The sequence below is a fragment of the Pararhizobium sp. P1_E7 genome, assembly GCF_056405855.1.
Genome location: NZ_JBFUBH010000047.1, coordinates 1 through 21,771, shown reverse-complemented (window position 1 = coordinate 21,771; position 21,771 = coordinate 1). Strand labels below are relative to the sequence as shown.

General features: G+C 58.9%; 18 protein-coding genes and 1 pseudogene. 1 reads left to right on the top strand and 18 read right to left on the bottom strand.

Going from position 1 to position 21,771, the window contains the following annotated elements; genetic code table 11:
- From AC1D17_RS23130 to AC1D17_RS23050, 17 genes and pseudogenes are all read right to left on the bottom strand, one after another.
- On the bottom strand, positions 1–249 hold a 249-nt coding region (locus tag AC1D17_RS23130; protein ID WP_477567644.1), incomplete at its 3' end, for an ATP-binding cassette domain-containing protein.
- 2 nt (positions 250–251) lie between these two features.
- Positions 252–1,085 carry an ABC transporter ATP-binding protein gene (locus tag AC1D17_RS23125; RefSeq protein WP_477567645.1) on the bottom strand — a complete coding sequence of 278 codons (834 nt, stop codon included), beginning with the start codon at positions 1,083–1,085 and terminating at the stop codon, positions 252–254.
- Complete coding sequence (locus AC1D17_RS23120) at positions 1,085–2,011, bottom strand: ABC transporter permease (RefSeq protein ID WP_477567643.1); 927 nt, start codon at positions 2,009–2,011, stop codon at positions 1,085–1,087. The genes AC1D17_RS23125 and AC1D17_RS23120 overlap by 1 nt, the downstream gene beginning before the upstream one ends.
- Positions 2,011–3,063: an ABC transporter permease gene (locus AC1D17_RS23115; RefSeq protein WP_477567642.1), complete on the bottom strand. Its 1,053-nt coding sequence runs from the start codon at positions 3,061–3,063 to the stop codon at positions 2,011–2,013. The genes AC1D17_RS23120 and AC1D17_RS23115 overlap by 1 nt, the downstream gene beginning before the upstream one ends.
- Before the next feature lie 2 nt (positions 3,064–3,065).
- Positions 3,066–4,673, bottom strand: a complete 1,608-nt coding sequence (locus AC1D17_RS23110) for an ABC transporter substrate-binding protein (protein WP_477567641.1) — start codon at positions 4,671–4,673, stop codon at positions 3,066–3,068.
- 120 nt (positions 4,674–4,793) lie between these two features.
- A pseudogene (locus AC1D17_RS23105) lies at positions 4,794–5,895 on the bottom strand (amidohydrolase); the annotation flags it as partial.
- A 527-nt stretch (positions 5,896–6,422) separates the two neighbouring features.
- Complete coding sequence (locus tag AC1D17_RS23100; protein WP_477567640.1) at positions 6,423–7,331, bottom strand: MurR/RpiR family transcriptional regulator; 909 nt, start codon at positions 7,329–7,331, stop codon at positions 6,423–6,425.
- The gene (locus tag AC1D17_RS23095; RefSeq protein ID WP_477567639.1) at positions 7,328–8,458 is read right to left on the bottom strand and encodes a DmpA family aminopeptidase; all 1,131 of its coding nucleotides are present in this window, start codon (positions 8,456–8,458) and stop codon (positions 7,328–7,330) included. The genes AC1D17_RS23100 and AC1D17_RS23095 overlap by 4 nt, the downstream gene beginning before the upstream one ends.
- 595 nt (positions 8,459–9,053) lie before the next feature.
- Positions 9,054–10,697: an MFS transporter gene (locus tag AC1D17_RS23090; protein WP_477567638.1), complete on the bottom strand. Its 1,644-nt coding sequence runs from the start codon at positions 10,695–10,697 to the stop codon at positions 9,054–9,056.
- Positions 10,698–10,897: 200 nt separating this feature from the next.
- The gene (locus tag AC1D17_RS23085; protein ID WP_477567637.1) at positions 10,898–11,341 is read right to left on the bottom strand and encodes a GAF domain-containing protein; all 444 of its coding nucleotides are present in this window, start codon (positions 11,339–11,341) and stop codon (positions 10,898–10,900) included.
- 179 nt (positions 11,342–11,520) lie between these two features.
- Positions 11,521–12,933, bottom strand: a complete 1,413-nt coding sequence (locus AC1D17_RS23080; RefSeq protein ID WP_477567636.1) for a Glu/Leu/Phe/Val family dehydrogenase — start codon at positions 12,931–12,933, stop codon at positions 11,521–11,523.
- A gap of 152 nt (positions 12,934–13,085) precedes the next feature.
- On the bottom strand, positions 13,086–13,583 hold the full coding sequence (locus AC1D17_RS23075) for a UPF0262 family protein (RefSeq protein ID WP_477567635.1): 498 nt from the start codon (positions 13,581–13,583) through the stop codon (positions 13,086–13,088).
- A gap of 14 nt (positions 13,584–13,597) precedes the next feature.
- Positions 13,598–14,779, bottom strand: a complete 1,182-nt coding sequence (locus AC1D17_RS23070; protein ID WP_477567634.1) for an acetyl-CoA C-acetyltransferase — start codon at positions 14,777–14,779, stop codon at positions 13,598–13,600.
- A 60-nt stretch (positions 14,780–14,839) separates the two neighbouring features.
- Positions 14,840–15,469: a 3-oxoacid CoA-transferase subunit B gene (locus AC1D17_RS23065; RefSeq protein WP_477567633.1), complete on the bottom strand. Its 630-nt coding sequence runs from the start codon at positions 15,467–15,469 to the stop codon at positions 14,840–14,842.
- A 20-nt stretch (positions 15,470–15,489) separates the two neighbouring features.
- Complete coding sequence (locus tag AC1D17_RS23060; protein ID WP_477567632.1) at positions 15,490–16,188, bottom strand: CoA transferase subunit A; 699 nt, start codon at positions 16,186–16,188, stop codon at positions 15,490–15,492.
- Positions 16,189–16,268: 80 nt separating this feature from the next.
- Positions 16,269–17,678, bottom strand: a complete 1,410-nt coding sequence (locus tag AC1D17_RS23055) for an aldehyde dehydrogenase family protein (protein ID WP_477567631.1) — start codon at positions 17,676–17,678, stop codon at positions 16,269–16,271.
- 156 nt (positions 17,679–17,834) lie between these two features.
- Entirely contained in the window at positions 17,835–19,238 is a 1,404-nt protein-coding gene (locus AC1D17_RS23050) for an aminotransferase (RefSeq protein WP_477567630.1), read from the bottom strand.
- Between the two features lie 201 nt (positions 19,239–19,439).
- Here AC1D17_RS23050 and AC1D17_RS23045 point away from each other — a divergent pair, with 201 nt between their 5' ends.
- Positions 19,440–19,904 (top strand): Lrp/AsnC family transcriptional regulator, encoded by a 465-nt coding sequence (locus tag AC1D17_RS23045; RefSeq protein ID WP_477567629.1) that lies wholly within the window; start codon positions 19,440–19,442, stop codon positions 19,902–19,904.
- Positions 19,905–20,259: 355 nt separating this feature from the next.
- On the opposite strand, the gene AC1D17_RS23040 is transcribed toward AC1D17_RS23045, so the two are convergent.
- Positions 20,260–21,771 (bottom strand): CocE/NonD family hydrolase (locus AC1D17_RS23040; RefSeq protein WP_477567628.1); only part of this gene is annotated, 1,512 nt, incomplete at its 5' end.

Sequence of the window (21,771 nt, the reverse complement as noted above, 5' to 3'; positions counted from 1 at the left end):
CATCTGGACCGTGCGGTAGAAGGCTTTGTCGCGCGGGGTGGTCACTTGCCTGCCATCAACGAACACGCGTCCGCTCCTTATCGGCGCCAGACCGCAGATCGCGCGAAGCGCGGTGGATTTGCCCGATCCGGACTCGCCGACGAGGCCATAGGCCTCCCCTTGTTTCACTCCGAAGCCCAGGTTCTTGACCGCTACGACCCCTAGTCGACCCGTACCGAAAACGACATTGAGATTCTGAATATCAAGCATGATCAGCGCCCCCAGGAAGCGTCGCGATTAAGAGTTGGTAGCGGGCGCACTTCATTCGTCAGCGTCGGCAAGCAACGAATGAGGCCTTGCGTATAGGGATGCTTGGCTTGCTTCAGGTCTTTGGCCGCCAGTTCCTCCACGACGCGGCCCGCATACATCACAAGCACACGATCGCAGAAAGAGGAAACGAGCTTCAGATCATGCGAGATGAAAACGAGGCCCATGCCGCGCTCCGAAACGAGCTCGTCCAGAATTCGCAGCACTTCGATCGCGACCGTCACATCGAGCGCGGAAGTCGGTTCGTCGGCAATCAGAAGATCCGGCTCGGTCACCAACATCATGGCGATCATCGCACGCTGCCCCATGCCGCCGGACACTTCGTGGGGGTACAGCGAAAACACCCGCCTGGGGTCACGTATCTTTACCGCTTCCAGCATCGCCAGCGTTCTGTCGCGTGCTTCGCTGCGGCTTGCCCGGGCATGTGCCTGATAAGCCTCGACGATTTGCTCCCCGATGGTCATGACCGGATTGAGCGAATATTTCGGGTCCTGCATCACCATGCTGATCCGCCCGCCGCGTAGCGCGCGTAGCGTACGCCTTGAGGCCTTGAGTAGATCGATCCCATCGAAATCCAGGCGCTTGGCCGAGACTTCTCCGGGAGGCGGTGTCAGACCCAGGATCGCGCGACCTGTCTGCGATTTTCCGGAGCCGGACTCGCCCACAATGCCGAGCCGCTCGCGGCCGAGCTGGAAGGAAACGCCGCGTACCGCCTCTACCGTGCCCGTGCGCAGATGGAAGCTGACGCGGAGGTCTTCGATTTCAAGAAGTGGCTTCATCATCTTGCCGCCTTCGGATCGAGTACGTCGCGAAGACCGTCGCCCAGCAGGTTGAAGCTGAGGCTTACAACCAGGATGGCAAGGCCGGGCATGGCGGCGACCCACCATTGATCGATCAGATAACTGCGGCCCGCGGCGATCATGGCGCCCCACTCCGGCATCGGCGGCTGAGCGCCGAGGCCCAGAAAACCAAGGCCGGCCGCGGTCAAGATGATGCCAGCCATGTCGAGCGTCACTCGTACAACGAGCGACGAAATGCACAGCGGTATCACATGGCCAAATATGATCCTCACCGTGGAGGCCCCCTGCAGCTTCACTGCGGCGATGAAATCACTTTTGCGGATCATCAAAGTCTCGGCACGGGCAATGCGGGCGTAAGGCGGCCAGGAGGTGATCGCAATCGCGATAACGGCGTTTTCAATACCCGGGCCAAGCGCCGCCACGAATGCAAGTGCCAGAACGAGGCGCGGAAACGCTAGGAAGATATCGGTGAGCCTCATCAGGACCGTATCGACCCAGCCGCCGATGTAACCGGAAATGGTGCCGACCAGCAGACCGATTGGCGTAGCGATCAAGGACACGAGGACGATGACGAAGAGCGTGATGCGCGAGCCGTAGACGAGGCGGGAAAGGATATCCCGCGCCTGATCATCGGTGCCGAGCCAGAAGGTCTTACTTGGCGGCAGCAGCCGTTGTGTGCGTAGGTCGCCGCCGATCACGGGCGAATGGGGTGCTATGAAATCGGCAAAGATTGCCACGAGTACCAGAAGAACGACGAAAATGAGTCCCAGTACGGCGAGCGGGTTTTGCGTGAAGGCACGCCAGCCGAGATATCCACGCCCAAGGCTCGCTTGCCAGCGAGAGCTCGGTTCGCTTGAAAGGAGCCAAGTCCGCAAGCCCGAAGAAGGAGGGAACAAAGCACTCATCAGCGGGTCCTCGAATCGAGCAGGCGATAGAGCAGGTCGGAGGCAAGGTTGAGCAGCACAAAGACCGTGCCGATAACGATCGTGCCACCCAGAACCGCATTCATATCGGCGTTTTGCAGGGAGTTGGTGATGTATTGGCCAAGGCCGGGCCATGCGAACACGGTTTCCGTCAGCACGGAGCCTTCGAGCAAGTTCGCGTAAGAGAGCGCGACGACCGTCACCATTGGAACGGCAGCATTTCTGAGGGCATGGCGCCAAATTACCCGGAACTCGGAAAGACCCTTGACGCGCGCTGCGATGACATATTCCTGGGCCAGTTCATTGAGCATAAACGAACGGGTCATCCGGCTGATGTAGGCGAGCGAGTAGTAGCCGAGCAGGCAAGCCGGCAGGATCACGTGAGAGACGGCGTCCCAAAACGCGTCCCATTGGCCCTGCATCGCGGTATCGATCAGGACGATGTTTGTAATCGGCGTGTAGAGGTAGGAATAGGTGACGTCGATGCGGCCGGGTCCTGCCACCYATCCGAGTTTGGCGTAGAACAGCAACAACGCCATAAGGCCGAGCCAGAACACCGGGATGGAATAGCCGGCGAGACCGACGAGGCGGACGACGTGATCAATAAAGCTGCCGCGCTTGACGGCGGCGAGAATCCCGAGCGGTACACCCAAAAGAACGCCGATCAGCGTCCCCAGCGTCGCTAATTCAAAGGTTGCCGGAAAGGCATTGGCGATATCGACCATGACCGGATTTGTGGTCAGGACGGAATTACCGAAGTCGCCGGTGGCGACCTTCTTCATGTAGATCCAGAACTGTTCGATGAGCGGGAGATCAAGACCGAGCTCTCCCCTCACCCGCGCGTAGACCTCGGCACTGGCCCGGTCGCCGACAATCGCCAGGACCGGGTCGATCGGAACGACACGTCCAATGACAAAAGTTACGGCGACGAGCCCAAGAAGAGTCGTCGCCAAGACCAATCCGAACTGAACGAGTTTTGTGAGGTAACAGAGGGCGCGATGCCCTCCGTCTCCTTTTGCGAGTGTGGCAGCCATCGTCAGTTCTTCTTCGCCTGGGCAACGCTGTTGGTGTCGAAGGACGGTCCGATGACAAAGCCGTCGACATTGTTGCGCTCGGCGGCGACTTCTGTCTGCTGCAGGAAGATGACGAAGGGGCCATCCTTGAGCACCGCTTCCTGCAACTGTTTGTACATGTCGGCGCGCTTTTGAGGATCGCTCTCCATGATGGCGGAGCGGGTGCGGGCGGTCAGCTCACCGGGATCCCAGGCGTTGCGCCATGCCAGYGGCTTGGCGGCAGCATTGTCCGAGTTGTCCTCGTTGGCGGCGAATACGTCTGCATTGGAATTCGGATCTGGATAATCCGAACCCCAATTGCCGATGAAGATGTCGTGCTGGCGGGCGCGATATTTGGTCAAGGTCTGCTTGAGGTCGCCCGGAATGATCTCGAGCTTCACGCCTGCCTCCGCAAAGGTTGCCTGAATGGCCTGTGCGATGCCGGTGATTTCCGGCGTGGAGCGGGTGTCCATGGTGACGGTGAAGCCGTCCTTGAGGCCGGCCTTGGCGAGCAGATCCTTCGCCTTCGCGATGTCGAGATGATACGGCGTTTCATCGAGAGCACCCAGATACCCTCTCGGCAGGAACGTCTGGTGGACCTCACCCTTATATCTCATGATCGTGTCGGTAATGGCTGCGTAATCAACCAGCCACTTCAGAGCCTCGCGAACTTCCGGCTTGGCAAGGTTGGGATTCTTTTGATTGAGGCCCAGATAGTAGATGGTGCTTTTCGAGCCCTCGTCGATCTTGATGTCCGGGTTTTTCGACAGAGCATCGATTTCTTCCGGGCTCAAATTGCGGGCGATATCGACGTCACCCTTTTCCAGCAGAAGGCGCTGCGTCGCGGTTTCCTTTATGTGACGGTAAATCACGCGTGCGAGCGGTGTTTTCTTCTCATAATTCGTGTTCCGCTCCAGAACCACGACCTCGTTCGCCTTCCAGTCCCGAATGGTGAAAGGGCCCGAACCGGCATAATGGGTTTTCAGCCAGCTGTAGCCGAGATCGCCGTCATTCTCGTGTTGCGCCAGCAAGGCCTTGTCGACGATCGATGCGACCGGTGACGTCAAGCAGTAGAGCACAAAGGTCGGCGCATAGGCCTGATTGAGCTCCATCGTGAACTCATAGGGACCGGTCTGCTTGATCTTGTCCTTCACATTGGTCTTGTCGAAACCCAACTGGCCAATGATGAAGGCGGGCGACTTATCGAGGATAATGGCGCGCTGGAGGGAGAACACCACGTCCTCGGCCGTCAGCGGGTTACCAGAGGCGAACTTTTTGCCCTCGCGGATATTGAACGTGAAGGTCTTGCCGTCCTGTGAAACGGACCAGGACTCGGCAACCTCGCCGGCAATTTTGGAAACGTCCTTATAGTCGTAGGAAAACAGGCGCTCGTAGGTGTTTCCTGCAATCTCCGCCGTGCTGAATTCAAAGAGCTCAGCCGGATCGAGTGTGATGATGTCATCGATCTGCAAGGCCTGGACCAAAGTGTCGGCCGGCGTCGCCGCCTGAGCGGCGGTGAATGAAGTCGCCATCGTCACGACCATGGCGGTCGAGGTCGCGATGCGTGTCAAAGTTTGTTTGAGCGATGCCATCGTTCTACTCCCTGTTTTCGCAACGTCCGGGGTTCCCTTTTCCCGTCGTTCTGCGCACTCTGATATAGAACTATCATTTTGTAAAGCATATTATCTTACTATCATTTTCGCGTGTGCTTGCTAGGGTGGGCTCATTTCCGGACCGATGGGATTTCTGAATTCATTTGCCGCTCTGAAACTCAGAAACTCAGCTTTAGCAGCAAATAAAAGGCCTTCGTCGGTGAAGAGGTCCCTGGCGACGGCAGCCATTGCTTTTGCCGCTAGTGCTAGGCCCTTGTGTGCGGCCGGAGCCTTGCCTTGGGCAACGAGTTGCCACGAGTGGGGCGGCGTTCCAACCGCATAACACGCCACATGGCATTGGACAGTCGGCACCACCCAGTTCAGTGTTCCTACGTCCGTCGACGACGATGGAGCCAACCTTCCGTTCAGTGGCGAATAGATGTCGCTTGAAAGCACCTCATTTTTCACCGGCAGCCCGAACTCCGCGTAGGAAGCCCTTATGTCCGTGGGCGAAAGGGTCTTTTGAATCTCGGCGGCAAAACTCCTGTCCGCGTCGTCGAATTGTGGCCCGCCCAGCGCGGTGAGGTTCCGATGCATAGCCGTTTCGAGCGGAGCATTCCCAACAAGATTGGCTTCCCCCGAAAGCTGCTTAGACGCCATGGTGGTCTCGGTCATCAGCGCAGCGCCTTGCGCAATCTTCTTAACACGTTCCAGAAGCTGCCACATTTCGCCGAGCGTTGCAGCGCGAACCATATGGCGCACGATGGCTCTCGCCTGAACTACATTTGGAGCTATGCCACCGCCATCGACCATAGCGTAATGAACCCGCGCCGTTGAGGGCATGTGCTCTCTCAGGTAGTTTACGCCGATGTTCATCAACTCCACAGCGTCTAGCGCGCTTCGGCCAAGTTCAGGGGGCTGCTGCAGCGTGCGACGCTCTGCCGCTGAACGTAAATTCCGCTTCGACGCAAGCGAGGGAGACCGGGTCAATAACACCGGTAAACGGTGCCGGATGCCAGCAGATAGCGATATCGACATCGTCGAAGGAGCCATCCCTGACCATGAAGCTCTTGGCAGAACCACCCTCTTCCGCGGGGCAACCGTAATAACGTATGCGGCCGGGGATAGCGTTCGTTTCCAGCCATGCTTTGACGGAAGATGCAGCCAACAGAGCCGCAGCTCCGAGCATATTATGGCCACAGCCATGCCCTGAGCCATCCGCCATGCCAAATCTCCAGCTCTTGCCGGAGAAATTCTGACACGGACCTCAATGCTCAGGAATATCCCGATTAATGGGGTGGAGACGGCGCATACGACTAAACTAGTGCCCGTCCGGAAATGCATGCTGAAGCGGTGTGCGGGACGCGAGATGGCACCGAGCAGGCAGGTTGGGAACGAAGGGCAATTTGGTGGCGGTACGGTCTTGGGGTATCGGCCAGCTGTTGCCGCGTATTCTTTGAACGCAACGCGATAACCGGCGTCAGGTCGGGGGCGACGAAGAGGGCGAGATTGTTGGCAACCACCGAGGGACTAGACGTAGGTCTTAAGCGGTCAAGCCCCCGCCAGTTGCAGCGGTCGAGGCCAGGGTCCGCTTTAAGCAGGATATGCGGCCACGAAGTTCCGCAACCCGGAAATGCGCCAAATGTTCAAGCTGACATAATCGGCTTTGGCCAAGCGGTCGGATTGCATGCCTTGTATTCGTGAGCGGACGGCTTTAACGAGCGACTGGATTTCGCCTCATTTCGCTTGCTAATCGACAAAACTTCCGAAGTTGTCCTGCAGCTTTTGCATCCTCTCGCCGCGTTTCTTGACCGAAGGTCCAAGACGGTGGATTACCGCGTCCACAAGAAGACCGAGGAAGGTTGTCACAGGTGCGTTACTCTCCCAGAACATATCAACTTCGGTCGCAATCCGGAACACATCGTCGGTGAGTTCCTCCGCCCAGTAGCACACCGAATCCGTGATTATGACAAGGTCGATGTTCGCTTGGGAGGCCCGCTGAGCCAAGAGCATGGCCTGCTTTGCATAGCGTCGGACATCTACCACGATGAGGAGTGGTCGTCCCGTTTCTTCAGCGAACAACTCGCCGTAGGTGCCGCTGGCCCCATCCATAAAGCGGACATTGGCGCGCGCGTACTCGAGGCGCAAGGCAAAGTCCATGGCAAGCCCGCGGACGGTCTGAAAGCCCGCCACATAAACTCGGTCAGCCTTTGCAACCGCCTCCGCCATTTTGCCAAAATGATCAGTACCAGCCTGCTCATAGGCGCTGATGACCGCCTTCAATTCCAGATCAAGACTGGCGGAGCGATCGTGCGCGGCACTGTCCGCCTCATTTTTGGACCGCTCGGCAGACGTCATGCGCTCATATCGCTCTCCAACTAGCCAGGCAATTTGATGGATGGTGCTGCCGAGTTCCTCCTTAAGAGCGGCGAGGTTCTCATAGCCGAGTGAACGCAGGAAGCGCCCGACCGTCATAGGGCTGAGTTTGAGCTTGTTCGAGATCGAGGCTGCGGTTTCAAAAGGGATGTCACGGATATTCGTGACGAGAAAGGCGGCGATGGCGCTTTCAGCTTTCGAGAATGTCGCGTGCCGCTCCTTGATCTTCTCAACGAAGGGAAAGGAGGCAGGTGCTGGCTTCGGAGTTTGCTTGCGGCTCATACGTTCAGTCGTCCATAATTGCGCATAATCTCCTTTACCGCATCGTGCTCGATCGCGGCAACAAACCTGTCTTCGCGCCCCACCATCGATTCGGCCGCCACCATGGCGTTGATGATTGCCTCCTCCACCGCCTGCGCCGTGGCCTCGAACAGTGGGTCGAGCCTGTTGTTCGGTAAGAAAGCTAGATTGCCGACAGCGGGTGCCATGGCCGACTCGCTCGTTGTCAGGTTTGCCGTAGAGAAGGCAAGGCAAAGGTCGCCGGATCCGTCTCCCGCTGGCGTGCCCGTCCGCCCTACGCCGAGGCCTGCCCGTCGCGCGACCCGTTCCAACTGAGTCGGCATGAGGGGCGCGTCGGTCGCCACCACTGCGATGATCGAACCCTGCTCGCCTGCAAAGAGCCGGTTCGATGTGAGGTGTTCACCAACAGGAACGCCGAGAATTCTGAGGAGCGGTCGAATTCCGAAGTTCGCCTGCACGAGGCAGCCGATGGTATAGCGTGAACCGAGGAGGTCGATGACCCGAGACGAAGTTCCCGTGCCGCCCTTGAACTCGAAGCAGATCATTCCCGTCCCGCCGCCAACATTGCCCTCGGCCAGCGGTCCGTTTGACGCACCATTGAGAGCCTCTTTCACATGCGCGGCGTTAACGTGAAAAGCGTCCATGTCGTTGAGATAGGCATCGCATGTCTCACCCACCACGGGCAGCATGAACTTGTAGGGCCCGACGCCGCTATCGGGCTTGTCAATCATCCATTCTAGAATCGACTGATGAACGGTTCCAAGGCTGTGGGTATTGGTGATCGCAATCGGTCCGGTGAAATACCCAGCCTCCTTGATCCAGTGCGTCCCTGTCATTTCGCCATTGCCATTCAAAGAGTGGAACCCCGCCCAGACAGGTGCCCGAAGAGGACCGGTGCGGCCTCGCGGAAGGATGGCGGTGATACCGGTGCGCGCTGGCCCTCTACCTGACGCCGATGCGTCGCTGATCACAGTTGAATAGCCCACCTCGACGCCGGCAACATCGGTTATGGCGTTATAGGAGCCGGTCTTTCCGGAAAACGGTAGCCCCAAGTCTCGTGCCCGCGGCTTCGTCGAAGGATCAAACGCCAAGCGCTGAGTGGTTTCCATTGGTATCCTCGTCTGTTGAGTTTTCCAGTCCGTCGCACTCTAGCGAGCGTTCGCACCGAATGATAGATGAATAATATTGTTCACAGTACGATACTTTCATAACAATATGAATCAGAAACACGTTTCCAAGATTTCGCTTCCTGAGCGCGATATCTGGTCTACCCGTTCCCTGTAGAAGGAAGCATGATTAACGAGCGGAACCATACCTTCAGCTGGATTTAGCCATCTCCAGGAACGCAGCCCATGTCCGCTGGAGCTTTGCCAAGAAAGCTTTTTAGCGTGGCGGTCAGGAAACGCTTCGAAAACCGCAAAAGATCAATCGACGAGGTTCATATCCAAAATGCTTGTCCAGCGGCAAATGGCGTTAGGCTAACAGCCTTTACCTCAGCAAAAACGGCCCACTCCCATGACCTTGCGGGAGAAAAACCCGTCTTCTTAACTGCTCCGACTGCAGCCGAGTGGCTGGTAGGGGCTGAGGCCATTGGTCGAATAGGATTTGTTTGGGCAGTGTGGAGCGCGCCCAAGGTATCTTCTCAAGTGGTGCTAAGCGCACGGATTGCTTAGCGTTAAACGCTGGCAACATCGCCAATTCACGTTATGGGCGTGATGCGCGCGGCATCGGTTGGCTTCGTGTCCGCGCAGCGTCTGTTGTTCGCTCGATTGCAAGGTCGGTCATTGGCGGCTCGTCCCCCTTATGCAGCGCGAAAACCAACTGACTGATCTCTTGATCGGCGGTTGAAAGCCTATGGTTCAGCCTGAGGAAGTCCATCCAGGTCGGCGTGCGGAATGTCTCCGTCCACTTTGAGGGCGTTCGAAGGTCTCGCTGGAGCCTCCAGTCTCGTGCGCCTGCTCGGCTCAGGGCGTGCCGACGTGTACGCATGTGGCCCAGAAATGTCTCCAGGTCTTCTTGGGCTATGGAGTATTCGGTTTTTGAAGCGATAGGCCCGCTTCGCGGCTTCAGATCGAGAGCAAGTTCCGGGGCCTTAAATTCCGAGCCGTGTTGATCGCCTTCCGCCCCAAGATGGACCGGCATTACAAAGCCCAGGGCCGCTACCGTAAACAGGGCTACCGCAGCCCATGTTAGTGATGAAGTCAGGGAATGACCTTCGGCGATGGTTCCCCAAATCCAGCTGCCGGCTGCCATGCCGCCAGAGAGGGAAGCATAATAAATCGACAGCGTCCGACCGACGACCCATCTTGGGCTTGCGAGTTGCACCCAGACATCGAACCCTGTCCAGGTAATGACCCAGCCGGCGCCGCCAACAGCCAGAGCGATTGTGGCAAAAGTTGCCGATGACGTAAGCGCAAGCGAGAGACAACAGACAGCACATGCGCTAGCGGCTATCGCCATCAGCCATTCCTGAGGCAGCAATGTCCTGAGGAAGCGGTTGCTCAGTCCGGCAATGCACGCCCCCGTCCCAAAGCCGGCGAACAGAACGCCGTAGATGATCGGTCCGCCGGCCAGGTGATCTCGGGCAACAAGCGGCAGAAGTGCTATGAGGGAAATGGCGGTGAGCCCAAACAGCATAGCGCGAATGATTGCGGCGCGTATGTCGGAGGACAGCGCCGTGAACCGCAGGCCGTCGTGAATGGCAGTCGCCATCCGCTCACGCGGCAGCGGAGAGGAACGCACACTCCATTTGTTGCGCCATACTGCGCCAAGTGGCGCCAGATTGCTAACCGCGGCAAAGGCGAAAGCGGCCAATGGACCGAGGAACGCCACGATTGTCCCTCCCAGGGCCGGTCCTATGCTGCGCGTCGTGTTGTAACCGACAGACATGAGCGTCACTGCAGCAGGGATATCCCGCTTGTCGAGTATGTCGCCCACGGAGGCATGCCAGGCCGGGTCATCCAGCGCAAAGCCGCAGCCAGCCAAAAAACCCAGTCCAAGGATCAGCCACGGGCCGACAATGCCAAGGCAAGCTGAAACAGCCAGCACAATGGAGGCAAGCGCGATCAAAGACAGACCAGCAAGCATCACCGAGCGGCGGCTGTAACTATCGGCAATCGCTCCGGCGAAAATCGAGAGAAAGAACGCCGGTAATGTCGTCGATGCCTGCACCAGCGCGACCATCAGATCGGAAGCGGGAATCGTTGCCATGAGCCAGCTGATGGCGACCGTTTGCACGAGCCATCCGAGATTAGCGATCTGTTGGCATGCCCAGACCGAACGAAACGCCGCGTTGGCCAGGGGGGCGAGGGTCGTTGGGGTGGACTGGGAAACGTCGTCGCGCTGCATGATCTCTGACTTTCAAAGTCTCCGATTAGGAGGGCCTGTTCCCTGCTCAAACAAAACTTGGTTCGTAAATGACGGGGATGTTTTGCGCGCGATCAAACAGGTTCTGGTCGTGAAGGGTGCGTTCGGCGCCGGTTGCCCGATGCGCGGCCGACATCGTCGCATTTGATGTCAGTCAGGGCGTTGTGGAACAGCCTAAATGGTCATTTGCGGCTCCGTCTCTTCAGATTGTTATGAAGAAGCAGGCAGGTGGCAGCGGGCAGCTTGAGTGCTTCTGCAGCCTGTAATCGGTCTTGGCTGTAATAGCCCGCCTCGTTCAAACAGTTGATTGTGCCGATGACTTCGTCGTCGACAACGATCGGAATATTGATGATTGACCCGCAGCCAAGCGACTTGATCAGTTGGTGATCGGCGAACACTTCGGCAATGTCGGTGATAGTGTTTGCGACGAAGGTGCGTCGTTGCTTCAGAACAATATCCGACCAAAGGGCGTCGCCGTAAGGCTTGGTGCCGGTTGCGGGATAGACCTCCGGCATGTTGGAATAGATGCGCTCCGAAGCATTTCTGGTCGTGTCGCTTGCCGTAAGGGTGAACAGCTTTACGCCTAAGACCTGTTTCGTCAGCGCCCAATGCTGCGAAGGCAGCATTGAGCTGATCGTTTTCCGCAAGCGCAGCTACAAATTTATCAAAGGCAGGCATTTCATTCTCTCTGTCAAAAAAAGAGTCGAACGTGCCGGTTTCCCAGCTGACACCCGGCACGGGTCACATCAAGAAGGCCGTCGGGATCCTGTTCTTAGCCCGACGGCTATGTCCTTGGTATGTCGGGTCAGATGCCGATCGCTTCATAGGCTTCCGCGATCTGCCGAATGGAGGCGACATAAGCCGCTGTGCGATAATCGCCAAGCTCCGGTTGCTTCTCAAGAAGATCGCCGATGCGGGCCCAGGTACTGCGCATGACATCTTCGAGGCCTGAACGAACGAGGTCGATCTCCGCGCCGCCTTCAAGGAACTCGTCGCGAATGTCGGCGGGGAACTCCTTGCCAGTCATCCGCTCGAGCGCTGTGGCAATCGTCTGGTTGCGCCGCTCGCGCCGCCGCCGCTCCATCAGCCCGAAGGGGATGTGCGTCAGGTTCTTGACCCATTCGAAGTAGCTGACGACGACACCGCCTGCATTGACATAGAGATCGGGAAGAATGGTCACACCGCGGGAGCGAAGGATCTTGTCAGCCTCGAAGGTGACGGGACCGTTGGCTGCTTCGACGACGAGGTGCGCCTTGATGCGCTCGGCATTGTCGGCATGAATGGCATTTTCCATCGCCGCCGGAATGAGAACGTCACAGCGCTGTTCGATACCGGTCATGTCGCCGGCAAAGGACCTGGCGCCTTCGAAGCCGAGAATGCTGCCGGTGCGGATCTGGTGCTGCTTCAGCGCCTCGATGGGAAGGCCTTCGGGATTGGCCACATAGCCGTCGCGCTCTGCAACAACGGTGATGCGTGCGCCATCCTCTTYGGACAAGAACTTGGCGGCGTGATAGCCGACATTGCCGAAGCCTTGCCCGATGACGGATGCGCCCTTGAGATCGCGCCGGGCCTCCAGGCCCGCGGTTCGGGAATCCCGAAGGAAACTGTGAATGGCGAATTGCACCCCCCTGCCCGTGGCTTCCGTGCGCCCGGCAATTCCACCCTTGGAAAGCGGCTTACCGGTGACGCAAGCACGTGCATTGACGACATCGGTCGGATTGGCGCGGCGGAACTCATCCATCATCCAGGCCATTTCCCGTTCGCCGGTTCCGATGTCGGGAGCCGGAACGTTGACACCCGGACCGATGAGGCCGCGCTTGTTCAGTTCCTGGGTAAAGCGGCGGGTGATGCGCTCGAGTTCCTGCGGCGTCCATTCGCGCGGATCGATCTTCAGCGCACCCTTGGAGCCGCCGAAGGGCACATCGACGAGCGAGCACTTTAGCGTCATCAATGCAGCGAGCGCCTCGACCTCCTCGGCATCGGCATTGGACGCATAGCGAATGCCGCCCTTCACAGGTTCGCAATGCTCACTGTGGACCGAGCGCCAACCGATGAAGCTGTACATGCGGCCGCGCAGGCGCACACCGAAACGGACCGTGTAGGTCGAGTTACACTGGATGATCCGCTCTGCCAGTCCTTCCGGCAGATCAAGAAAAGACATGGCATGGCGGAAGTTCTGGTCGACGCTTTCGAGGAAGCCTGCGGAACTGACCTGCATCACGCGCGCCTCACAGCTTGAGAAGCATCGGTTCGAGCCTGATGTTTGCCGACCCACGTCGGCTGTTGTGACGTTGCATGCACTTGGTACTTCCTTCCAAGGTTATTGACCGGGGCGCCAACCACCGTCCGGCAGGTCAACGATCTAGCTGTTCAATTCGAGAGAATCCTATGTTCGACATTGCGGGCGAGGAGCGCATAAACCAGCGTGAACAGGCGACGCGCCGTGTCCTTGTCGATGCTGACTTTGGAGGAGAGACGCTCGCTCAAAAGCTCGGCCGCTTCGTTGTGGATGCCACGGCGGCCCATATCGATCGCCTCCAACCGCTCTGGCCCGGGTCGGCACATCGCATCGTAATAGCTCTCGCAGATACGAGTGTAATCCTTGATCAGCCGCCGGAAAGGAGTGAGCGAGAGATAGTGGCTGACGACATGCACCCCGTTGTCATCGGCAACATGCAGCGCCAACCGTCCGTCGGTGGTTTCGATCTTGAGGCGATAGGGGCCGCCCTTGTGCCCGACAGGGATGAAGGTGTTGCATTCTAGGAGATCAATGATGGCGATCGCCTGTTCCCGTTCAACTCGCGCGTCCTGGCCACCGGACGACCGGTCAAGCGATACATCGCAAAGACGGAACTCGGCCCCGGCCATGACGCACCCTCCTTTCAGATCGCTTCGATGCACATCGCGATGCCCATGCCGCCGCCAATGCACAGAGTGGCAAGGCCCTTGGACACGCTGCGGCGTTTCATCTCGAACATGAGCGTGTTGAGAACGCGGGCGCCCGACGCGCCGATCGGATGTCCGATCGCAATCGCACCGCCATTGACGTTGACGATCGACGTATCCCAGCCAAGATCCTTGTTGACCGCGCAGGCCTGTGCCGCGAACGCTTCGTTTGCCTCGACGAGCTCGACATCGGCAACCGACCAACCGGCCTTTTCCAAGGCCTTGCGCGATGCCGGAATCGGGCCTGTGCCCATGATCTGCGGATCGACGCCGGCCGTTGCCCAGGAAACGATGCGCGCCAGCGGCTGGATGCCGCGACGACCTGCCTCGGCCTCACTCATCAGAAGGGTTGCAGCCGCGCCGTCGTTCAGGCCCGAAGCATTGGCGGCGGTTACGGTGCCTTCCTTGTCGAAGGCCGGGCGTAGCTTGGTCATCGATTCCAGCGTTGCGCCATGGCGGATATATTCGTCCTGGTCGACGGTGACGTCGCCCTTGCGGCCCTTGACGAGGAAGGGAATGATTTCGTCGGCAAAGCGACCGGCCTTCTGGGCGGCCTCGGCCTTGTTCTGCGAGGCGAGCGCAAACTGGTCCTGATCCTCGCGCGTCAGCTGCCATTTCTTCGCGACGTTTTCCGCCGTCGTGCCCATGTGATAGCCGTAGAAGGCATCGGTCAGACCGTCCTTGATCATAGTATCGACCATCTTGAAGTCGCCCATCTTGACGCCGCCGCGCAGGTGCGCGCAGTGCGGCGCCATCGACATCGATTCCATGCCACCGGCAACAATGATTTTCGCATCGCCGGTTGCAATCTGCTGCATGCCGAGCGCGACAGCACGCAGGCCCGAGCCGCAGAGCTGATTCATGCCCCAGGCGGTCGCTTCCTGCGGAATACCCGCCTTCATTGCGGCCTGGCGGGCCGGGTTCTGGCCCTCGCCGGCGGACAGAACCTGACCGAGGATCACCTCATCGACTTCGGCGGCTTCGACACCGGCGCGCTCCAGCACGCCCTTGACGACGGCGGCGCCGAGTTCATGCGCTGGCGTATTGGCAAACGCACCRTTGAACGAACCAACCGCGGTGCGGGCGGCGCTGGCGATGACGATGGATGGGATGCTCATGGCAGTTCCTCCGCAGTTCGATGATCCAATGGGTTCGGGATCTGCCCGACGAGATCCGGATCAGTTGACAATCGTGGCGTCTGTCGCCGCCCGCAGTTCGCTGTCGGTCACCCCATCGGCGAGTTCCACAAGCTTCAGGCCACCGTCGACAACGTCGAGAACGCCAAAGTTGGTGATGATCCGGTCAACCACGCCTTTGCCGGTGAGCGGAAGCGTGCAGGCCTTCAGCACCTTGGATTCGCCCGCCTTGTTGGTGTGGTCCATGACGACGACAACCCGCTTGACGCCTGCGACCAGATCCATGGCGCCGCCCATGCCCTTGACCAGTTTGCCAGGGATCATCCAATTGGCGAGGTCGCCGTTCTCTGACACTTCCATGGCGCCGAGGATGGCCATGGCGATCTTGCCGCCGCGGATCATCGCGAAGCTTTGCGCCGAGTCGAAGAAGGCCGAGTGAGGCAGTGCCGTCACCGTCTGCTTGCCGGCATTAATCAGGTCGGCGTCGATTTTGTCTTCGGTCGGAAACGGACCGATGCCGAGCAGGCCGTTCTCCGACTGCAGCGTCACATGCACGCCGTCGGGAATGTGATTGGCGACCAGTGTCGGAATGCCGATGCCGAGATTGACGTAGGTGCCGTCCTGTAGTTCGCGGGCAGCCCGAGCTGCCATCTGGTTCCTGTCCCAAGCCATCTTGTCTCTTCCCCCTGCTCTCAAGCCGCCGCGCGCGTCGTGCGTTGCTCGATGCGTTTCTCGTGCTCACCCTGGATCAGGCGGTGAACGTAGATTCCCGGCAGATGGATCTGATCGGGATCGAGGCTGCCGGCCGGCACGATTTCCTCGACTTCGGCGACACAGATCCTCCCGCAGGTGGCGGCTGGCGGATTGAAGTTGCGGGCCGTCTTGCGGAAGACGAGATTGCCTGACGTGTCTGCTTTCCAGGCTTTGATGATCGACAGGTCAGCGACGATGCCGGTCTCGAGCACATACGTCTCGCCGTCGAAGGTCTTCAACTCCTTGCCCTCGGCAACCACAGTGCCAACGCCGGTCCTGGTGTAGAAGCCGGCGATGCCCGCGCCGCCGGCGCGCATGCGTTCGGCCAGCGTTCCCTGCGGATTGAATTCGAGCTCCAGTTCACCGCTCAGATATTGCCGCATGAACTCGGCGTTTTCGCCCACATAGGACGAGATCATCTTCCGGATCTGCTTGCTCTTCAGCAGCACGCCCAGACCAAAGTCATCGACGCCGCAATTGTTGGAAGCAATCGTCAGGTCCTTGGTGCCGGCCTCGCGGATTGCATCGATCAACAGCTCCGGAATACCGCAGAGGCCAAACCCGCCAGCCGCAATGAACATCCCGTCGAACAGCAGGCCTTCGAGAGCTGCTTGCGGGTTCTCATAAGTCTTATCCATAATCTCCCTCAATTATGCAGTTCACGGGATTTCGGGCCCGCTCATCTAGGTTTGCAGCCAGATCGGCTGATGGGACCCTCTCACCCCCGATTGATGCAGACGACCTTTGGCTGGGTCATGTCCTCGTAGGCGAAGCGCACGCCTTCGCGGCCCATGCTGCCGTATTTGAAGCCGCCGAACGGCATGGCATCGAAACGGTAGTCGGAGCTATCGTTGATCATCACCCCGCCTGCCTCGATCCGCTTGGCTGCGTCGAGCGCAACATTGAGATCGTTGGTGAAGATGCCGGCATGCAGGCTGTAGTCCGGAGCGTTGGCCATCTCGATCGCCTCATCGAGCGTGTCGAAGGGAGCAAGCATGACGACCGGCGCAAACACTTCCTCATGCCACAGGCGGCAGGTCAGAGGCGCGCCTTCCAGCACTGTCGGATGATACAGGGATCCTTCACGGCGGTGCCCGCAGAGCAGCATGGCGCCTGCGTTGATGGCTTCATTGACGGCTGCTTCGGTGCGTTCCGCAACCTGTTTGGAGATCATAGGACCGACGTCGGTGTCCTCCTGCAAGGGATCCCCTGCCTTGAGCTTCTTCGTGGCTGCAACAAAGGCATCGCGGAAGCGATCATAGAGCTCGGCCTGAACCAAGATGCGCTGGGCGCCGATGCAGTTTTGACCGGCGGCCCAGAACGCGCCGGAGACGCAACCTTCGACGGCCTTGTCGAAGTTGCAGTCATTCATGACGATAACCGGGGCATTGCCGCCGAGCTCCATGGCGAGCTTCTTCAGGCCAGCCGTGCGGCTGATCGCCTCGCCTGTGGCAAAGCCGCCGGTGAAGGAGACCATGCGCACTTCGCGCGCAGCGATCATCGCGGTCACCAGCTCTCTGTGGCCGTGAACGACGGTAATGACCTCCGAAGGCAACCCCGCCTCGCGCAGTGCTTCGACCAGCTTGATCGCGGAAAACGGTGTCAGGTTCGATGGCTTGAGCAGCACCGCGTTGCCGCCGGCGATAGCCGGCCCGAGCTTGTGAGCGACAAGGTTCAGAGGATCGTTGTATGGCGTGATGGCGGTGATGATGCCGAGCGGCTCGCGCGTGAACCAGCCCTGGCGTTGTTCCGAGCCGACATAGGCATCGAAGGGCACGATCTCGCCGGCGTTGCGCTTTGCCTCTTCCGCCGAAAGCTTCAGCGTGTTGACACAGCGACTGACTTCCTTGCGTGCCTGGATAATCGTCTTTCCGGCTTCGCGCACGATGGTCTCGGCAAAGACATCGCGACGGCTTTCGACGATCCGTGCGGCACCCTCCAGTATGCTTGCACGTTCATGCCTGGGCAGATTGCGCGAGACCGCGGCGCCGCGGCGGGCGGTTTCCAGCAGGCGATCGATCTCGGCAGGATCGGTTGCCTCAACCGACCCAAGAAGAGACCCATCATAAGGGCTGTGAACAGAGATCGGCGCCAGGCTGGTTTTGATATGGAGTTTGGCGGCAGTCATGTGGCCAGCTTTCCTATGATAGACCTCCTGTCTGGAGGCCAAGTTTGTCCTGCAAGGCAAGGCTTCCGCCCTTGCCCCGTTTCGGCTTTTTGATGCAGCGTTGATGGCAAACCTTAGGCGACCGGTATGACCGGCCGCCATGGCTCAAGTTCCCGATCAGACCTTCTGGCCGTCGCGAACCAATTCATCCATGACAGAGCGAACGGCCTTCTCGGCAATCGAGACGATCTCGTCGATCTCTGCCTTGGTGGTGACCAGCGGCGGTGCAAAGCCGAGGATGTCACCATGCGGCATGGCGCGGGCAATCAGCCCGCGGTCACGAGCGGCCTTGGAGACGCGCGCACCGACCTTCAGCGACGGATCGAAGCGGGTCTTGTTGTCGCGGTCCCCGACGAACTCGATGGCGCCCATCAGGCCGACGCCACGCACTTCGCCGACGATCGGCAGCTGCGCGAACTTCTCCTTGAGCTGCGCCTGGAAATAGGCACCAACCTTGCGGGCGTTGCCGGGCAGATCTTCCTTCTCGACAATGTCGAGCACCGCATTGGCAGCAGCGGCACCGATCGGATGGCCGGAATAAGTGTAGCCGTGCGAGAAGGCACCGACGCGATCCGCGCCGTCTTCCAGCACCTTGTAGACCTTCTCGCCGACGATCGCGGCCGAAAGCGGGAAGTAGGCAGAGGTCAGACCCTTGGCAACGGTGATCAGGTCCGGCTCGATACCATAATGCTGCGATCCGAACATCGAGCCGGTACGGCCAAAGCCGGTAATGACTTCGTCGGCGATCAGCAGCACGTCGTGCTTCTTCAGCACTTTCTGGATCCCATCCCAATAGCCTTCCGGCGGCGGCGTGATGCCGCCGGTACCGAGCACCGGCTCGGCAATGAAACCACCGACATTGTCAGGACCAAGCTGCTCGATGAGCTGATCGAGCTCGGCAGCGCGGCGCGCGGAGAATTCCCGCTCGGTCTCGCCGGGATTGGCGCCCCAGTAGTGATGCGGCACGCCGGTATGGGTGATCTGCGGCAGCGGCAGGTCCATGTGGTCGTGGTAGAAGCTCATGCCGGTCATCGAGCCMGAGACGACGCTGCAGCCGTGATAGCCGCGCTCGCGCGAGATGATCTTCTTTTTCGTCGGCTTGCCGCGAAGGTTGTTATAGTACCAGACGAGCTTGGCCTGGGTCTCGTTGGCGTCCGAACCAGACATGCCGTAGAACACTTTACTCATCTTGCCCGGCGCCATCTTCACCAGACGGTCTGACAGGATCGCCAGTTCGTCGGTCGTGTGGGCGGCATAGGAGTGGTAATAGGCAAGCCGGTAGGCCTGACGCGAAATCGCCTCGGCCACCTCGGTACGGCCATAGCCGACATTGACGCAGTAAAGGCCGGCAAAGCCATCTATCAGCTGATTGCCGTAGGCGTCCTGGATGCGGATGCCCTTGCCCGTCTCAACGATCGTCGGCTCGCCAAGCTTGCCGCTGGCAAAGTCCTTCAGCTGCGTGAACGGATGCAGGACCGAGTTGCGATCCTTCTCAGCGATGTCCTGGATGTTGATGGTCATTATAATATCCTTACCCGTAGCGTGGCGATCATCTTGTTGTGGCGAACAGCAGAGGCCGCGCGATGCGCTCCAGCCGGATGTTCCACACCTCAATTCGATGACGCCAATGTGCAGCCGAACTGATGCAGATTGACGGCGAATGTGATGCAGTCTATGCAGGAATTCTGCGTAACGCAAAACCCTTTGCAGGATTCTTCAACCATGGAACTCGATCGCGCCGACATTGCGCTTCTCGATGCTGTTCAAAAGAACAACAGGCTCACGTCCGAGGAACTTGCCGAGCGGGTTAACCTCTCCCCGACTGCATGTCAGCGCCGCCTCAAGCGCCTGCGCGCCGAAGGCGTCATCGAAGCCGACGTTTCGATCGTCTCACCAAAGGCAGTCGGCAGGCAGGTCACCGTCGTGGTTCTGGTATCGCTTGAGCGCGAGCGCGCTGACATCATTGATCGCTTCAAGTCGGCAATCAGGAGCACGCGGGAGGTCATGATCGGATACTATGTAACGGGCGATGCCGACTTCCTCCTCATCGTCACCGCAAAGGATATGGAAGACTACGAACAGTTCACGCGGCGCTTCTTCTACGAGAACAACGATATCAAGGGCTTCAAGACGATGGTGGTCATGGATCGCGTCAAAGCTGGGTTCGCCTTTCCAATAGAATCCTGAGTCCTTTTGATTTGCGTAACCCTCGCGCTCCGCCGTATTCGCGGACGCGCGAATGAAACACTACGCTGCCGTCCAGCCGCCATCAATTGAGATGTGACAAGATGTTTGCGCGAATACGTTCACCATGCGCGGAATGACCGATTCCCTTGTCGCAAGATGAAGTGGTTCTCGCCACAACTCGCAAGAGTCATTGGCGCGTGTTCAAATCGATCCACGTGCAACGGCCCTCGAGGATGGTGGGAGCATTTCGACCGTGATCTCAACGAACTCTTCCGCCAAACACAGCTCGCATAGTCGAAATTCAGTCCATCTTCCATGAGGCGCACCCGGCTACCCAAAAAAACAGGATAGGCGATCACCGCTCGACAATTGGCAAGTCAATGTAGCAACCGTCCGGACCGCGAAGGAATTTGAGCTCCGGCGCTTCTCCGTCTGCGGGCACATTGGCGAACGTCGTGCTCTCGCTTCCCGCAAGGCACACCCTTAAACTGTAGCCGGCTGGAAGGAGTGCCGATATAGGAAGTAAGGTGAAGGTCAGGATTGTCGGCTCGCCCGGTGTAAGCGGTTCGGCGTCACTTTTCAGAAAGCTCTGCTGCGGGCCCAGTACAGCGAAGGGCGAGCTGTTCCAGACTTTTCGATGCAGGCCGCGCAGTTGGCCCTCTGTGAGATAGCAGGAAACCCCATCCGGCCTTACCGCTTCCAGATAGACGAAGAAGGTACCATCCTCGCGCGTCGAGGAAACATTCAACTCCACAATCGGGTGCCCGGTGATTTCGAGGTCTCGTTCTAACGGTGCGCTGGTGTAGGTCAGGCGTGCGGCTGCAAACTGTTGCCGATCGCCGTAATCCACCTCCCAAGTCCCAATTCCGCCGTTCGTGTCCCACCTGTTTGAGAGCACGTCCCCGAACTCACGATCGACCTGCAGCGTGTCGAAGCCGCTTTCGTCGGGCGAGGAAGTCAGGCGCGAGCCATTCGCCATGTACCAGCGTTGGCGCACAGCCGGAACTGGCCACGAACGGGTCGATTTCCAGACGCCCTCCCCGCAGGTGTAGTAGTGGATGACTTTATCGGGCTGGTTTGCAGCTTCGCCAATGAAGCAGCGATTCATGAATCGAATGTCATTTGCCTGCTGGCTCGCCATGGTTGGAACGAGATCGTCAACGTCGGGGCGGAGCGGGTCGTAGGCTTTGCGGCCGCAGTGGTTCCAGGGACCGATGATGACATTCATCGGATTTGACTGAAGCAGAAATCGCCGAATCGAGCCCTGCGCCGATCCGGAATCGAACCAACTGCTCCAGTTTTGTATCGGAACGCCAGACTTAGAGATCAGGTGCGCGGCTGCTTGCGGTGAAAAGTCAAACCCCGAGACCTCGCTCAACCATTCGTCCTTAGATGTGACTTTGCTCACGGACAAGAACTGGGGCGCCTGCCCATGCTCGAGCAAGGCAGCAGCCAACTCAGCCTCACTTCCAACTGGACGAATGCCCGCGCGAAGGTTGCCGGCCCGATTAGAATTGATTTCGCTATTCTTGTCCCTGTTCAGAGATTCGACCAACTCGCTCCACCTGTCGAGTGTGAGGTTGGGAGCACCGCCGGGCCAGGTCTCAAAGAAGATATCGTAGTCGACATATCTGGGCACGATTCCCTTCAGCGCCGTGTGATTTCGCGAGGCGATCAGATCTGCGGAGTTAGCCGTGTAAGACATGCCGTACGCCAGCACGTTACCAGTGGACCAGGGTTGTGCTGCGATCCAGTCCAAAATGTAGCTGAAATCCAGGATCTCCTCGCGAGAACGGTGGCCGGGCCAGACGCCAAAGGACGCACCGGTACCGCGCACGTCTCCAACAACTACTGCGTAGCCATGTGG

Bases quoted from the DNA above. Each gene is read 5' to 3' on its own strand.
- AC1D17_RS23055 (WP_477567631.1), bottom strand. From the start codon at position 17,678: ATGACTGCCGCCAAACTCCATATCAAAACCAGCCTGGCGCCGATCTCT.
- AC1D17_RS23075 (WP_477567635.1), bottom strand. From the start codon at position 13,583: ATGGCCGGGGCCGAGTTCCGTCTTTGCGATGTATCGCTTGACCGGTCG.
- AC1D17_RS23095 (WP_477567639.1), bottom strand. From the start codon at position 8,458: ATGGAAACCACTCAGCGCTTGGCGTTTGATCCTTCGACGAAGCCGCGG.
- AC1D17_RS23100 (WP_477567640.1), bottom strand. From the start codon at position 7,331: ATGAGCCGCAAGCAAACTCCGAAGCCAGCACCTGCCTCCTTTCCCTTC.
- AC1D17_RS23065 (WP_477567633.1), bottom strand. From the start codon at position 15,469: ATGGCTTGGGACAGGAACCAGATGGCAGCTCGGGCTGCCCGCGAACTA.
- AC1D17_RS23045 (WP_477567629.1), top strand. From the start codon at position 19,440: ATGGAACTCGATCGCGCCGACATTGCGCTTCTCGATGCTGTTCAAAAG.
- AC1D17_RS23090 (WP_477567638.1), bottom strand. From the start codon at position 10,697: ATGCAGCGCGACGACGTTTCCCAGTCCACCCCAACGACCCTCGCCCCC.
- AC1D17_RS23125 (WP_477567645.1), bottom strand. From the start codon at position 1,085: ATGAAGCCACTTCTTGAAATCGAAGACCTCCGCGTCAGCTTCCATCTG.
- AC1D17_RS23060 (WP_477567632.1), bottom strand. From the start codon at position 16,188: ATGGATAAGACTTATGAGAACCCGCAAGCAGCTCTCGAAGGCCTGCTG.
- AC1D17_RS23085 (WP_477567637.1), bottom strand. From the start codon at position 11,341: ATGCTGCCTTCGCAGCATTGGGCGCTGACGAAACAGGTCTTAGGCGTA.
- AC1D17_RS23120 (WP_477567643.1), bottom strand. From the start codon at position 2,011: ATGAGTGCTTTGTTCCCTCCTTCTTCGGGCTTGCGGACTTGGCTCCTT.